At 73.0% G+C, this 13,567-nt stretch carries 11 protein-coding genes; all 11 read right to left on the bottom strand.

Annotation, left to right across the window (positions count from 1 at the left end):
• Window positions 1-64: 64 nt before the first annotated feature.
• Window positions 65-2,524 carry a GcvT family protein gene (locus HNR68_RS15430; RefSeq protein ID WP_179721621.1) on the bottom strand — a complete coding sequence of 820 codons (2,460 nt, stop codon included), beginning with the start codon at window positions 2,522-2,524 and terminating at the stop codon, window positions 65-67.
• A gap of 60 nt (window positions 2,525-2,584) precedes the next feature.
• Window positions 2,585-3,172, bottom strand: coding sequence for a sarcosine oxidase subunit gamma (locus HNR68_RS15425; RefSeq protein ID WP_179721619.1), 588 nt, complete (start codon window positions 3,170-3,172; stop codon window positions 2,585-2,587).
• On the bottom strand, window positions 3,165-5,942 hold the full coding sequence (locus tag HNR68_RS15420) for a 2Fe-2S iron-sulfur cluster-binding protein (RefSeq protein ID WP_179721617.1): 2,778 nt from the start codon (window positions 5,940-5,942) through the stop codon (window positions 3,165-3,167). The genes HNR68_RS15425 and HNR68_RS15420 overlap by 8 nt, the downstream gene beginning before the upstream one ends.
• Window positions 5,939-6,235, bottom strand: a complete 297-nt coding sequence (locus HNR68_RS15415) for a sarcosine oxidase subunit delta (protein WP_179721615.1) — start codon at window positions 6,233-6,235, stop codon at window positions 5,939-5,941. Before HNR68_RS15415 ends, HNR68_RS15420 begins: the two co-directional genes overlap by 4 nt.
• A gap of 14 nt (window positions 6,236-6,249) precedes the next feature.
• Window positions 6,250-7,488, bottom strand: coding sequence for a sarcosine oxidase subunit beta family protein (locus HNR68_RS15410; protein WP_179721613.1), 1,239 nt, complete (start codon window positions 7,486-7,488; stop codon window positions 6,250-6,252).
• Window positions 7,485-8,774, bottom strand: coding sequence for a serine hydroxymethyltransferase (locus HNR68_RS15405; RefSeq protein ID WP_179721611.1), 1,290 nt, complete (start codon window positions 8,772-8,774; stop codon window positions 7,485-7,487). Before HNR68_RS15405 ends, HNR68_RS15410 begins: the two co-directional genes overlap by 4 nt.
• Before the next feature lie 108 nt (window positions 8,775-8,882).
• Window positions 8,883-9,503 (bottom strand): MBL fold metallo-hydrolase, encoded by a 621-nt coding sequence (locus tag HNR68_RS15400; protein WP_179721609.1) that lies wholly within the window; start codon window positions 9,501-9,503, stop codon window positions 8,883-8,885.
• Window positions 9,500-10,591, bottom strand: coding sequence for an S-(hydroxymethyl)mycothiol dehydrogenase (locus HNR68_RS15395; protein ID WP_179721607.1), 1,092 nt, complete (start codon window positions 10,589-10,591; stop codon window positions 9,500-9,502). Before HNR68_RS15395 ends, HNR68_RS15400 begins: the two co-directional genes overlap by 4 nt.
• 170 nt (window positions 10,592-10,761) lie before the next feature.
• Entirely contained in the window at window positions 10,762-11,904 is a 1,143-nt protein-coding gene (locus HNR68_RS15390) for an aromatic ring-hydroxylating oxygenase subunit alpha (protein ID WP_179721605.1), read from the bottom strand.
• Between the two features lie 69 nt (window positions 11,905-11,973).
• Complete coding sequence (locus tag HNR68_RS15385; protein WP_179721603.1) at window positions 11,974-13,149, bottom strand: NAD(P)/FAD-dependent oxidoreductase; 1,176 nt, start codon at window positions 13,147-13,149, stop codon at window positions 11,974-11,976.
• Window positions 13,149-13,496, bottom strand: a complete 348-nt coding sequence (locus HNR68_RS15380) for a bifunctional 3-phenylpropionate/cinnamic acid dioxygenase ferredoxin subunit (protein WP_179721601.1) — start codon at window positions 13,494-13,496, stop codon at window positions 13,149-13,151. The genes HNR68_RS15385 and HNR68_RS15380 overlap by 1 nt, the downstream gene beginning before the upstream one ends.
• Between the last annotated feature and the right edge of the window lie 71 nt (window positions 13,497-13,567).

Raw genomic sequence — 13,567 nt, 5'->3', positions numbered from 1 at the left:
TGGGCCCGCAGGGGTGGGAGGGGTGCGCGGACACCGGCCGCAGGACCGCGCACCCCGGTCCGGGTCACCGGCGGATGCGGGCCATCTCCGGGTCGACGAGCGGTTCGGCGGTGACGGTGGCACGCACCTTCCGGTCGAAGTACTGGATCTCCACCGAGGTGCCCTCGACCGCCGACGCGGGCAGCCAGGCGTAGGCGATCGGCCTGCCGATGGTGTGGCCGAACGCCGCCGAGGTGACGTACCCCGCGGGCTCGCCGTCGAGGAACACCGGTTCGCGGCCCATCACCACGCTGCGGCCGTCGTCGACGGTCAGGCAGGTCAGCCGCCGGGTGACCGGCCGCCGGCTCAGCTCGGCGACCGCCTCGCACCCGACGTAGCCGGTCTTCTCGCTGTTCACGGCGAACCCGAGACCGGCTTCGAACGGGTCGTGCTCGGTCGTCATGTCCGCGCCCCACGACCGGTAGCCCTTCTCCAGCCGGAGGCTGTTGAACGCGGCCCGGCCGGCGGCGATGACGCCCAGCGGCTGCCCGGCCTCCCACAGCGCGTCCCACAGCCGCCGGCCGTGCTCGGCGCTGGTGTAGACCTCCCACCCGAGCTCGCCGACGTAGGACAGCCGCATGGCGGTGACCGGGATGCCGGCGATCTCGGCGCGGGTGAGGCGGAAGTACTTCAGCGCCTCGTGGGAGAAGTCGGTGCGGGTCAGCGGCTGCACCAGGTCGCGGGCCAGCGGTCCCCACACGCCGATGCAGCACGTGCCACCGGTGATGTCGCGGACCTGCACGTCGTCCGGTGCCTCGCGCCGGAGGTGGACCAGGTCGAGGTTGCCGTTGACGCCGAGCTGGAACAGGTCCTCGCCGAGCCGGGCGACGGTGACGTCCGAGCGGATGCCCCCGGCGCTGTCCAGCATGAGCGCGTAGGTCACCGAGCCGACGGACTTGTCCGCCTTGCCGGTGGTCATCCGCTGCAGGAAGTCGACGGCACCTGGCCCGCTGACCTCGATCCGCTTGAGCGAGGTCATGTCGTACAGGGCGACCGCGGTGCGGGTCTTCCAGGCCTCGGCGGCGACGATCGGCGAGTGGTACATCGCCGACCACGCGTCGCGCGACGGCGGCTGCCACTCGGGCGGCAGCTCCTTCACCAGCCGGCCGTTGGCCCCGTACCAGTGCGGCCGCTCCCAGCCGTGGGCTTCGAGGAAGAACGCGCCGAGCTCCTCCTGCCGCGCGTGGAACGGGCTGACCCGCAGCTCGCGCGGCGAGAGCTTGGGCTGCAGCGGGTGCACCACGTCGTAGACCTCGACGAAGCCGCGCTGCGCGGTCTCCTCGACGTGGGCGTCGGTGGTCTCGACCTCGTCGAACCGGTTGACGTCGCAGCCGTGCAGCTCGAGCTCGCTGCGGCCCTCGGTGAGCAGTTGCGCGACGGCGCGGGCCACGCCCGCCGAGTGCGTCACCCACACCGCTTCGGCGACCCAGAAGCCGGCCAGGTCCGGGGATTCGCCGACCAGCGGGCCGCCGTCGGGGGTGAACGACATGATGCCGTTGAACCCGGTGTCGATCTTGGCGTCCCGCAGTGCCGGGAGCAGTTCCTTGCTGTGCTCCCAGGAGAGGGCGAAGTCCTCCTCGGTGAACGGCAGCATCGACGGCATCGCGGCACCGTCCCCGCTGGCCTCGGGCAGCTCGGACAGCTGCACGGGCATCGGGCGGTGGGCGTAGCTGCCGATGCCGAGGCAGTCGTTGTGCTCGCGGAAGTACAGGTCGCGGTCCTGGTGCCGCAGGATGGGCAACCGCGCCTCGATGACCTCGTCGTTGCGGCCGACCAGTTCCGCGACCTGCCCGGTGCGCACGTACTGGTGGGCCAGCGGCACCAGCGGCACCTTCATGCCGACCAGCTCGCCGAGCGCGCGGCCCCAGAACCCGGCGCAGCAGACCACGACATCGGCCGGGACCTCCTCACCGCTGTCCAGGCGCACCCCGGTGACGCGGCCGCCCCGCCGGAGGACGTCGACGACCCGGGTGGAGCCGCGGAACACCACGCCGCGGGACTCCGTGCGGCGGATCAGCGCGGTGACCACGCGGGAGGCCTTGGCCAGCCCGTCGGTGGGCGTGTGGAAGCCGCCGAGCACGCGCTCGGGGTCGACCAGCGGGTGCAGCTCGGCGCAGCGCTCCGGGCCGACGACCTCCCCCGGGACTCCCCACGCGGTGGCCCAGCCCTGCTTGCGGTGCAGGTCGGCGAGCCGTTCCGGCGTGGTGGCGACCTCGAGGCCGCCGACCTGGTTGAAGCACCAGGCGCCGTCCACGTCGAGCGAGGAGAACTTCTGCACGGTGTAGGTGGCGAACTGGGTCATCGTCTTCGACGCGTTGGTCTGGTAGACGAGCCCGGGTGCGTGCGAGGTCGAGCCACCGGCGAGGGGCAGCGGCCCCTGGTCGAGCACGGTGATGTCGGTCCACCCGCGCTGGGTGAGCTCGTCGGCCAGGTTGGTACCGACGATCCCGGCTCCGATGATGACGACGCGTGGGGTGGTGCTCATGACGTCTCTCCTAACTGGACGGTCCGCGGTGACCGTGGCCTGCGGGAGTCGGTTCGGGGGTCAGCGGAACTCCTGGGCCGCGTCGAGCAGCCAGTCCGCGAGGTAGCCGGCGAACGACGACCGGACGAACAGCCGGAAGTCGTCGCCGTCGCCGAGCGCGACGACCAGCACGCCCGCCCGGCCGACGGTGGTCTGCGCGCACGACCCGCGGGGGAACGACGCGGGGCGCAGGTCGATCGAGCAACCGAAGGAGAGCAGCTCGCGGGCGAGCCGGCCGCTCAACCGGATGGTGGTGCGCTGCGCGGTGACGTCCACCGCCGCACCGCCGTGCTCGGCGACGACCTTGCGGAGCGCCTCCTCCAGCTCGTGCGGGCGGGAGGTCCCGCTGGTCACCAGCCACTCGTCCGGGCCGAGCCAGATGACCTGACCGTCGGCGGTGGCGGTCCAGGTGCCGGGCTGCACGGGCAGCGGCGAGCCGAGCGCGTGCTCGACGGCCTCCGCCCCGGGCCCGGTGGGGGCGGTGCGCAGGTCCGTGGCGGCCACCGGGTCCTCCGGCTTGACCACGAGCCCGTCGACGGCCCAGGTCAGCTCCGCCAGCGCGGCCCGCCAGGGCTCCAGCGGGTGGGTCGCGTGCAGGGGTTCAGCCATCGCGGCGCGCTCCTTCCGGGTCCACCAGGACGGTGTCGCCGATCCGGGCTTCGACGAGGGCGCCGTCCATGGGCACGTGCACGAGGTCGCCGATGCGGGCGCGGCCGCCCTTCACCAGCGCCAGGGCGAACGGCCGGCCGAGCTCGGCGCTGCGGTAGCTGGAGGTGACGTGGCCGAGCATCGGGACCGGGGGCTCCGGCAGGGTGCCGTTCCCGCAGTGCTCCACGACCTGCGAGCCCTCCCGCAGCTTGGTGGTCCCGTCGGTCGGCAGCAGCGAGACGAACTGCTTGCGCAGCGGGTTGCGGTTCTCCGCCCGGGAGAACGACCGCTTGCCGATGAAGTCGGCCTTCTTCTTCGACACCACCCAGTCCATGCCCAGGTCGTGGGGCGTGACGGTGCCGTCGGTGTCCTGCCCGATGATCGGGTAGCCCTTCTCGGCGCGCAGGACGTGCATCGTCTCGGTGCCGTACGGCGTGATGCCGAAGGGTTCCCCCGCTGCCAGCAGGCGCTTCCACAGCGCGAGGCCGTGGTGGGCGTCGACGTTGACCTCGAAGGCCAGCTCCCCGGAGAAGGAGATCCGGGCGATGCGCACCGGGACGCCGTCGAGGGTGGTGTCCCGGAAGGACATGAACGGGAAGCCCTCCTTGGACAGGTCCACGTCCGGGAAGACCCGGGCGAGCACCTCCCGCGAGCGCGGGCCGACGACCGGGAAGACCGCCCAGTGCTCGGTGACCGACGTCAGGTGCACGCGCAGCTCGGGCCACTCCGTCTGGAGCCACTCCTCCATCCAGTCCAGGACCGCGGCCGCACCCCCGGTCGTGGTGGTGACCAGGAAGCGGTCCTCGTCGATCCGCAGCACCGTGCCGTCGTCGAAGACCATGCCGTCGTTGCCGCACAGCACGCCGTAGCGCACCCGGCCGACCTTGAGCGTGCTCATCACGTTCGTGTAGAGCCGGTCGAGGAACACCCCGGCGTCCGGGCCCTGGACGTCGATCTTGCCGAGCGTGGAGCCGTCGATGATGCCCACCGAGCTGCGCGCCGCGGCGCACTCGCGCAGCACCGCGGTCTCCACGTCCTCGCCGGGTCGCGGGTAGTAGCGGGGGCGCTTCCACTGCCCCACGTCCTCGAACACCGCACCGGCTTCCACGTGCCAGGGGTGCACGGCGGTGGTCCGCTCGGGGTCGAACAGGGTGCCGCGTTCCCGCGCGGCCAGCGCGGCGAACGCCACCGGCGTGCAGGGCGGGCGGAACGTGGTGGTGCCCACTTCCTCGACCGGGCGGCCGAGCAGTTCCGCGGTGATCCCCGAGGCGATCACCCCGGAGGTCTTGCCCTGGTCGTGCGCGGTGCCGATGGTGGTGTAGCGCTTGACGTGCTCCACCGAGCGCAGGCCGGCGCCGACCGCGCGCCCGATGTCGGCCACCGTGGCGTCGCGCTGGATGTCGACGAACTGCCGGCCCGGGTCGCCGTCGGTGCGCCAGAGCACCGCCGGCGGGGTGCGCTTCGGCTCCGCCTCGACCACGGGCGCGTCGTCCCCGGCGGCCTCGCGCACCACGTCGGCCAGGTCGAAGGTGCCGCCGGCCGCGCCGATCACGGTCACGCCGGGCAGGTTCCCGGCCGGGCGGAAGGCGCCGAGCGCGGCGTCGTAGGTCAGCGCGCCCCGGACGTGGCTGAACAGGTGCACGGCGGGGTTCCAGCCGCCGCAGACCAGCAGCAGGTCCGCCGGGATCCGCTCGTCGCCACCGGCGCCGCGCGCGGTCACCGCGCGGACGCGTTCCACCCCCTCGGTCCCGACGACCACAGTGGACGGACGCACCGGGATACCCCGGTCCGCTGCCCGCCTCGCCCACTCCGCGGGCGGGTCTTCTCGGGCGTCGAGGACGGTCACCGACGCGCCCGCGTCGGCGAGGTCCACGGCCGCGGCGTACGCGGAGTCGTCACTGGTGAAGACCACCACCTCGCGGCCAGCGCGCACGCCGTAGCGGTGCAGGAAGTCCCGCGCCGAGGAGGCCAGCATGATGCCCGGGCGGTCGTTGTCGGCGAACACGATCGGCCGCTCGTGGGCACCGGTGGCCAGCACGACCCGCGCCGCGCGGATCCGGTGCACGCGCTGCCGGCTGCGGTGCGCGGCCGGGTCGGCCCCGGGGTGGTCGGCGCGACGCTCCAGCGCGAGCACGAACCCGTCGTCGTAGTGGCCGAACGCGGTGGTGCGCTGCAGGTGCAGCACGTCCGGGTTGGCCGCCAGCTCGGCGACCACGTCCGCCACGAACTCCAGCGCGGGCAGGCCGTCGAGGCACTCGGTCCCGGTCAGGCTGCCGCCCGGGGTGGCCCGGTCGTCGACCAGGGCGACGCTCTCGCCCGCCCGTGCGGCACGGCGCGCGGCCAGCAGCCCGGCCGGGCCGGCGCCGATCACCAGGGTGTCGACGTGGGTGTGCTTGCGGTCGTAGCGGGCCGGGTCGGGCTCCTCGGCGAGGCGGCCCTGCCCGTTGACCCCGCGGGCGACCAGCCCGTCGGTCAGCTCGACCGCGGCGGCCTGCAGCATCGGCTCCGGGAACGGCCGCTCGACCTGCACCAGTCCCGTCGGGTCCTCGGTCCACGCGGCGCCGATGCCGCGCGGCCGCCCCAGCTTCACGCTGGTGCCGACGAGGTGGACGCCGTGGGCCAGCAGGGCCGAGGCCAGCGTGTCGCCTGGGTGCCCGGTCCAGGTGCGACCGTCGAAGGTGAAGGTGAGCGTCCGGCTGCGGTCGATGCGCCCGTACCCCTCGATCCTCATGACCGCCCCACCTCCAGCGCTGCCTCGGGAACGGGGTGGCCGACCTGGTAGGTGGCGAGGAACTGGTAGGTGCGGGTGTCGCGGACCGCGTTGAACCAGCGGCGGCAGCCGGTGCTGTGGCACCAGCGCTCCGCGAACGGTCCCTTCGGGTTGTCGCGGTAGAACACGTACTCGGCCCATTCCTGGTCGGTGAGCTCCGCGGGGTCCTCCGGGTAGGGCACGTCGGCTTGGCCGCCGTAGTGGAACTCGACCTCCTCGCGGAGGCCGCACCAGGGGCAGTGGATGAGTTGCATGGCAGTCCTCGGGTTCAGTGGGCGACCGCGGCGGCACCGTGTTCGTCCACGAGCGCGCCGGTGGTGAAGCGGTCCAGGGAGAACGGGGCGAGGTACGGGTGCGGCTCGCCGTGGGCGATGGTGTGCGCGAAGCACCAGCCGAGCCCGGGCGTGGACTTGAACCCGCCGGTCCCCCACCCGCAGTTGAGGTAGACGTTGTCGTACGGGGTGCGCCCGACGATGGGGCTGGCGTCCGGGGTGACGTCGACGATCCCGGCCCAGGTGCGCAGCAGGTGCGCGCGGGCGAAGACCGGGAACAGCTCGACCGCGGCCGCCATCTGCCGCTCGATGACGTGGAACGCGCCGCGCTGGCCGTAGCCGTTGTAGGAGTCCACGCCCGCGCCCATCACCAGTTCGCCCTTGTGCGCCTGGGAGACGTACACGTGCACGGCGTTGGACATCACGATCGTCGGGTGCACCGGTTCCAGCAGCTCCGACACCAGCGCCTGCAGCGGGTGCGACTGCAGCGGGGTGCGGACGCCGAGCTGGTCCAGCAGCACCGAGGTGTGCCCGGCCGCGCACAGCGCGACGGTGCCGCAGGCGATGTCGCCGCGGGTGGTGCGCACCCGGGTCACCCGGTCGCCGTCGACGTCGAAACCGGTGACCTCGCAGTCCTGGACCAGGTCGATGCCGGCCTCGTCGGCGCGCCGCGCGAAGCCCCACGCGACGTAGTCGTGCTTGGCGATGCCGGCCCGGGGCTGGTAGGTGGCGCCCTGCACCGGGTAGCGGATGTCCGCGGAGGTGTTGACGATCGGGCAGACCTGCTCGACCTCGTCCGGGGTGAGCCACTCCGCGTCGATGCCGTTGAGCCTGTTCGCCTCGACGCGGCGGATCGAGTCGCGGACGTCCTGCTCGGTGTGGGCGAGGTTGAGCACGCCGCGCTGGGAGAACAGGATCGGGTACCCGAGGTCGTCCTCGAGGCCCTCCCACAGCTTCAGGGCGTGCTCGTAGATGGTCGCGGACTCGTCCCACAGGTAGTTGGACCGGATCAGCGTGGTGTTGCGGGCCATGTTGCCGCCCGCGAGCCACCCCTTCTCCAGCACCGCGACGTCGGTGATGCCGTGGTTCTTGGCCAGGTAGTGCGCGGTGGCCAGGCCGTGCCCGCCCCCGCCGACGATGACCACGTCGTAGGAGCTCTTCGGCTCCGGGTTGCGCCACAGGAAGTCGGGGTGGTCGGGCAGGTCCGCGCCCGGGGGTGTGGTCGTGGTGCTCATGCGTGCAGCTCCGGGTAGAGGGGACGGCTTTCGGCGAGGTCGGCGACGCGCGCGGCGAGGGCGTCGAGGCCGGCCTCCGGCGTGTCGGGGCGCAGCGCCAGCGCGACGATGTCGGCGACTTCGAGGAAGTCCTCCTCGTCGAAGCCGCGGGCGGCCAGCGCGGGGGTGCCGAGGCGCACGCCGGAGGACACCGCGGGCGGGCGCGGGTCGAACGGGACGGCGTTGCGGTTGACCGTGATGCCGACCCGGCGCAACCGGTCCTCGGCCTGCTTGCCGTCCAGCTCGGACTCGCGCAGGTCGACCAGCACCAGGTGCACGTCGGTGCCGCCGGAGACCACGCCCACGCCCGGCTCGACCAGCAGCCGCTCGGCGAGGATCCGCGCGCCGGCGAGGGTCCGTTCCTGCTGGTCGCGGAAGGCCTCCTCCCCGGCGAGCTTGAACGCCACCGCCTTGGCCGCGATCACGTGCTCCAGCGGACCGCCCTGCGTCCCGGGGAAGACGCTGCGGTCGAGTCGTCCCGCGAGGTCGCCCTGCGCGAGGACGAGGCCGCCGCGCGGGCCGCCGAGGGTCTTGTGCGTGGTGGAGGTGACCACGTGCGCGTGCGGGACCGGCGACGGGTGCAGCCCGGCCGCGACCAGACCGGCGAAGTGCGCCATGTCCACCACCAGGTAGGCCCCGGCCTCGTCGGCGATCCGCCGGAACTCCGCGAAGTCCAGGTGCCGCGGGTAGGCCGACCAGCCCGCGATGATCAGCTTCGGGCGCCGCTCCTTCGCCAGCCGCTCGACCTCGTCCATGTCGACGAGGTGGTCGTCCTCGCGCACGTGGTAGGGGACGGCGTCGAAGTGCTTCCCGGAGAAGGTCAGCCGCATGCCGTGCGTGAGGTGCCCGCCGTGCGCGAGGTCCAGCCCGAGGAAGGTGTCGCCGGGCTCCAGCAGGGCGGCCAGGACCGCCGCGTTGGCCTGGGCGCCGGAGTGCGGCTGCACGTTCGCGTGGTCGGCGCCGAACAGCGCCCTGGCCCGGTCGATCGCCAGCTGCTCGACCTCGTCGACGTGCTCGCAGCCGCCGTAGTAGCGACGTCCCGGGTAGCCCTCGGCGTACTTGTTGGTCAGCACCGAGCCCTGCGCCTGCAGCACGCTCAGCGGCGCGACGTTCTCGCTGGCGATCATCTCCAGCGTGCCGCGCTGCCGGGCCATCTCCCGGCTGACGGCCGCGTGGACCTCCGGGTCCGCTTCCGCCAGCGACAACCCGAGCGCGCTCGGCACTCCCCGATCAACCGTTGTGGGCATGCGGCCGACCTCCTGTGGTCGCGGATTGGTACATCAGTCATGGGCCAAGAAGGGAGCTGCCGCCACCGCGGTCGACAGCTCAGGGGGATCCCGTCCTCCGCGCCGAGGTCAGCACCCCCGCGCGATCCACTCCTCCAGGTGCGGGGCCTCCGCACCGATCGTCGTCGACTCCCCGTGTCCGGTGTGGACGGTCGTCTCCGCCGGGAGGGCGAGCAACGTGCCCCGGATCGAGGCGATGATGTCGTCGAAGCTGGACCAGGACCGGCCGGTGGCCCCGGGCCCGCCGCGGAACAGGGTGTCCCCGGTGAACACGACCCCGAGCTCGGGGGCGTGCAGGCAGGTCGAGCCCGGCGAGTGCCCCGGCGTGACCAGGACCCGCAACTCGGTTCCCGCGACCGAGAGGACCTGCCCGTCCCGCAGCTCCTCGTCCGGGAGGCGGTCCGGGTGGGTCAGCTCCCACAGCGGCGCCTCGTCCGGGTTGAGCAGGACGGGCGCCCCGAACCGCTGGGACAGCTCCGGCGCCTGGTTGACGTGGTCGTCGTGGGCGTGGGTGCACACGATCGCGGTCACCCGCCGGTCCGCCACCTGGGCGGCCACCGCGTCCGCGTCGTGCGCCGGGTCGATGAGCACGACCTCGCGGTCGTCCCCGACGATCCAGACGTTGTTGTCGACCTCCCAGGTGCCCCCGTCCAGGGAGAACGTCCCCGAGGTCACCAGGTGCTCGATCACAGGACCACCACCGAGCGCAGGACGTCACCGCGGTGCATCGCGTCGAAGGCGCCCTCCACGTCGTCGAGGGAGATCTCCGCGCTCACGAACTTCTCCAGCGGCAGCCGGCCCTGCAGGTGCAGGTCGACCAGCACCGGGAAGTCGCGGGAGGGCAGGCAGTCGCCGTACCACGACGACTTCAGCGCACCACCGCGGCTGAAGTACTCGATCAGCGGCAGCTCCGGCGCCACCGTGTCCGGGGTCGGCACCCCGACCAGCACGAGCGTCCCGGCCAGGTCGCGGGCTTCGAAGGCCTGCTTCCAGGTCTCCGGGCGACCGACGGCGTCGATCACCACGTCGGCGCCGAAACCACCGGTGCAGGCCCGGACCTGCTCGACCACGTCGGCGTCCCGGGCATCGACGACGTGCGTGGCGCCGAACTCCCGGGCCGTCTCCAGCTTCCGCGGGTCCCGGTCCACCGCCACGATCGTTGTCGCGCCGGCGAGCCGGGACCCGGCGACGGCGGCGGCACCGACACCGCCGCAGCCGATCACCGCGACCGAGTCGCCCCGGCCGACGCCGCCGGTGTTGATCGCGGCGCCGATCCCGGCCATCACGCCGCAGCCGAGCAGACCCGCCACCTGCGGCGCGACCCGCGGGTCGACCTTGGTGCACTGGCCGGCGGCCACCAGGGTCTTCTCCGCGAAGGCGCCGATGCCCAGCGCCGGGGTCAGCTCCTCCCCCGTCGCCGCCAGCGTCATCTTCTGCGTCGCGTTGTGCGTGGCGAAGCAGTACTGCGGCTTGCCCTTGCGGCAGGCCCGGCACTGCCCGCAGACCGCGCGCCAGTTGAGCACCACGTAGTCGCCCGGCGCGAGGCCGGCGACGCCGTCGCCGACCGACTCCACGACCCCGGCGGCCTCGTGGCCCAACAGGAAGGGGTACTCGTCGTTGATCCCGCCTTCGCGGTAGTGCAGGTCCGTGTGGCAGACCCCGCAGGCCTGCACCCGCACCACGGCCTCACCGGGCCCCGGGTCGGGGACCACGACCGTCTCCACGGAGACGGGCTTGCCCTTGGCGGTCGAGACGACTCCGCGGACTTCCTGCGACATGCGGTGGTTCTCCTTCGTCGTTCTGCTCGGGGGGATGCGGAGGGAGTGGGGCGGCGGGGCGCGAGCCCGGACCGGGAGCACTGGCTCTGGAACCGTGTGCCAGCAGGGTGACACATCACTGGTATATCAGTCCAGAGCGCAGTGCGCCCCGGGTCCGGGCTCGCGGGGGGTCAGTCGGCGAGAGCGGCCGTGACCCAGTCGCGGAACTGCCCGATGTGGTGCTCGCTCGGGACGAGCACGCCACCGTTCGCGTACGCCCGGGAGGACATCGCCGGCTGGCAGCGCTCGCAGGCGTCGAAGTCCTGCTGGTTGACCCGGTGGAACAGCTCCACGGACGCGGACAGGTCAGCCCCGCTGTCGACGACCTCCTGCGCGTACAGCCAGTCGCACTCGACGATCGTGCGGTCCACCGCCACCGGGTACATGCGGTGGAAGATCACGTGGTCCGGGACGAGGTTGAGGAAGACCTGCGGGTTGATCGTGATCGCGTAGTAGCGCCGGTCGTGCTCGGCGTCCACGCCCGCGAGGGCGCCGAAGCCACCCTGACCGTCCACGGTGAACCCGGTGACCTCCTCGGCGAACTCCGCCCCGTGGCCCACGTAGTACTGCGCCGCGTAGCCGTCGGCGAACTCGGGCAGCACCTCGGTCAGCTCCGGGTGGATGGTCGCGCAGTGGTAGCACTCCATGAAGTTCTCGACGATGAGCTTCCAGTTCGCCTTCACGTCGTAGGTGATCCGGCGACCGACGACCAGGTCCTCGATGCCCCACCGGTCGATGGTGGTGTCGTCGCCCAGCCGGACGGTCACCGCGCCCTGCACGGTCTCCTCGAACGACGGCGGCTCGTCGGCCAGGCACACCCACACCGCGCCGAGCCACTCGCGGAGGTGGACGCCGATGAGGCCGTACTCGTCGCGGTCGACGTCCTGCATCGAGCCCAGGTTCGGCGCCGCGACGAGCTTGCCGTCGAGGCCGTAGGTCCACGCGTGGTAGGGGCACTGCAGGGAGCGCCGGACCGAACCCGACTCCTCGACGCACAGGCGTGCGCCGCGGTGCCGGCAGACGTTGAGGAAGGCGCGCAGCGCACCGTCGCGGCCGCGCACGACCAGCACGCTCTCGCCGCCGACGTCGACGTTGCGGAAGCTGCCCGGGGTGGGCACGTCGCTGCTGCGGGCCGCGGCGAACCAGTGCCGCTGGAAGATGCGGGACTTCTCGAGCTCGAACACCGCCGGGTCGGTGTAGTGCGACCCCGGCAGGGTCGGGATCAGGCTGCCAGTGGGTTCCGGCTGCTGGCTGTGGACTTCGACGGAACTCAACGAACGGTCCTCCCCTTCTGCGGGTGGTGGGTCGGCGCGGGGCCCGGTGGGCCACCGCTGCGGTCGAGATCAGCGCGTCGCCAGCACGGCTCCGGCGAGCTGGCGGCGCCACCGCCCGAACGAGCGGGCGCGGTCGATGGCGAGCACGGCCTCCGGGGTGCCCTCGGAGTCCCGGTAGAGCGCGAGGAAGTCGAGGGACTCCAGGCTGCCCTCGAGCACCTCGATCCGGGACCCGGCGGTCCGGTGGCCGGCGAACTGGATCGTGTGGCCGTACTGGTCCGACCAGAAGTACGGCACCTCGTGGTGCGGCGGCGGTGAGTGGTCCCGGCCGAGCAGCGCCGAGACCGCCGCGACCGGCTGCTGCACGGCGTTGGTCCAGTGCTCCAGGCGCCGGGGCGCGCCGAGGAAGGGCCGGTGGGAGTGGGCGCAGTCGCCGACCGCGAAGACGCCCGGCACGCTGGTGGCGCCCTGGGCATCGGTGACCACCCCGTCGTCGAGGTCGACGCCCGAGCCGTGCAACCACTCCACGCACGGTTCGGCCCCGATGCCGACCACGACCACGTCGGCGGGCAGCTCCCGGCCGTCGGTCAGGCGGACGCCCGTCACCCGCTCGGCCCCGAGGACCTCGGCGAGACCGACGCCGGTGTGCAACCGCACGCCCCGGGTGGCGTGCAGCCCGGCGCACACCGCGCCCATCTCGGCGCCGAGCGGCTTCTGCAGCGGCACCCGCGCGGTCTCGACGACGTCGACCTCGACGCCCAGACCCCGTGCGGTGGAGGCGATCTCGGAGCCGATGAACCCCGCCCCGACCACCACCAGCCGGGCTCCGGCGACCAGGTCCGCGCGCAGCGCGACCGCGTCGTCGTAGGTGCGGAGCGTGTGCACGCCCCGGGGCAGCTCCCCCGGCAACCGGCGCGCCCGGGCACCGGTCGCCAGCACCACGGCGTCGGCCACGACCCGCTCGCCGTCGTCGAGGACCACCGCCCGGTCGGCGGTGTCCAGCGCGACCGCGGTGCGGCCCAGCCGCCACTCGGCGGCCAGCGCGTCGTCCTCGGGGGTCGACAGCGCCAGGTCGTCCGCCGAGACCGTGCCGGCCAGGAACTCCTTCGACAGCGGCGGGCGGTCGTACGGCGCGTGGGTCTCGTCGCCGATCACCACGATCCGCCCCTCGAACCCCTGGTCGCGCAGGGCCCGGGTGGTGGTCAGCCCGGCGAGGGAGGCCCCGACGACGGCGATCGTCCGCATCACCGGACCTCTTCCGCGACCGCTCCGGCGGCACCGGCCTCGACCCCCGCCGACTCGAGCACGTAGACCTGCCCGTCGTCGACGACGACCTGGTGCGTGCGCACCGGCTTCCGCGCGGGCGGCCCGCTGGGCCGGCCCGTGCGCAGGTCGAAGCACGCGGCGTGCAGCGGACATTCGACGGCGCAGCCCTCGAGCCACCCGTCCGACAGCGAAGCGTCTTGGTGGGTGCACGTGTCGTCGATCGCGTAGAACTCGCCCTCCACGTTGAACACCGCGATTGCCACGCTGCCCTGCACACGTACAGACTCTCCGACCGGGATGGCGGAGACCGGACCAACTGGGATCATCGCTGCTCCTGTTGCTGATTGAGGAACACGACGTGTGATTCGCAACAGAGCATCAGGCACCGGCCCCGGCC

It is taken from the genome of Saccharopolyspora hordei (genome assembly GCF_013410345.1).
In the GTDB taxonomy this organism is placed as follows: Bacteria; Actinomycetota; Actinomycetes; order Mycobacteriales; family Pseudonocardiaceae; genus Saccharopolyspora; species Saccharopolyspora hordei.
Note: the sequence above shows the minus strand (reverse complement) of the source record. Positions and strands in the feature narration are given on the sequence as shown.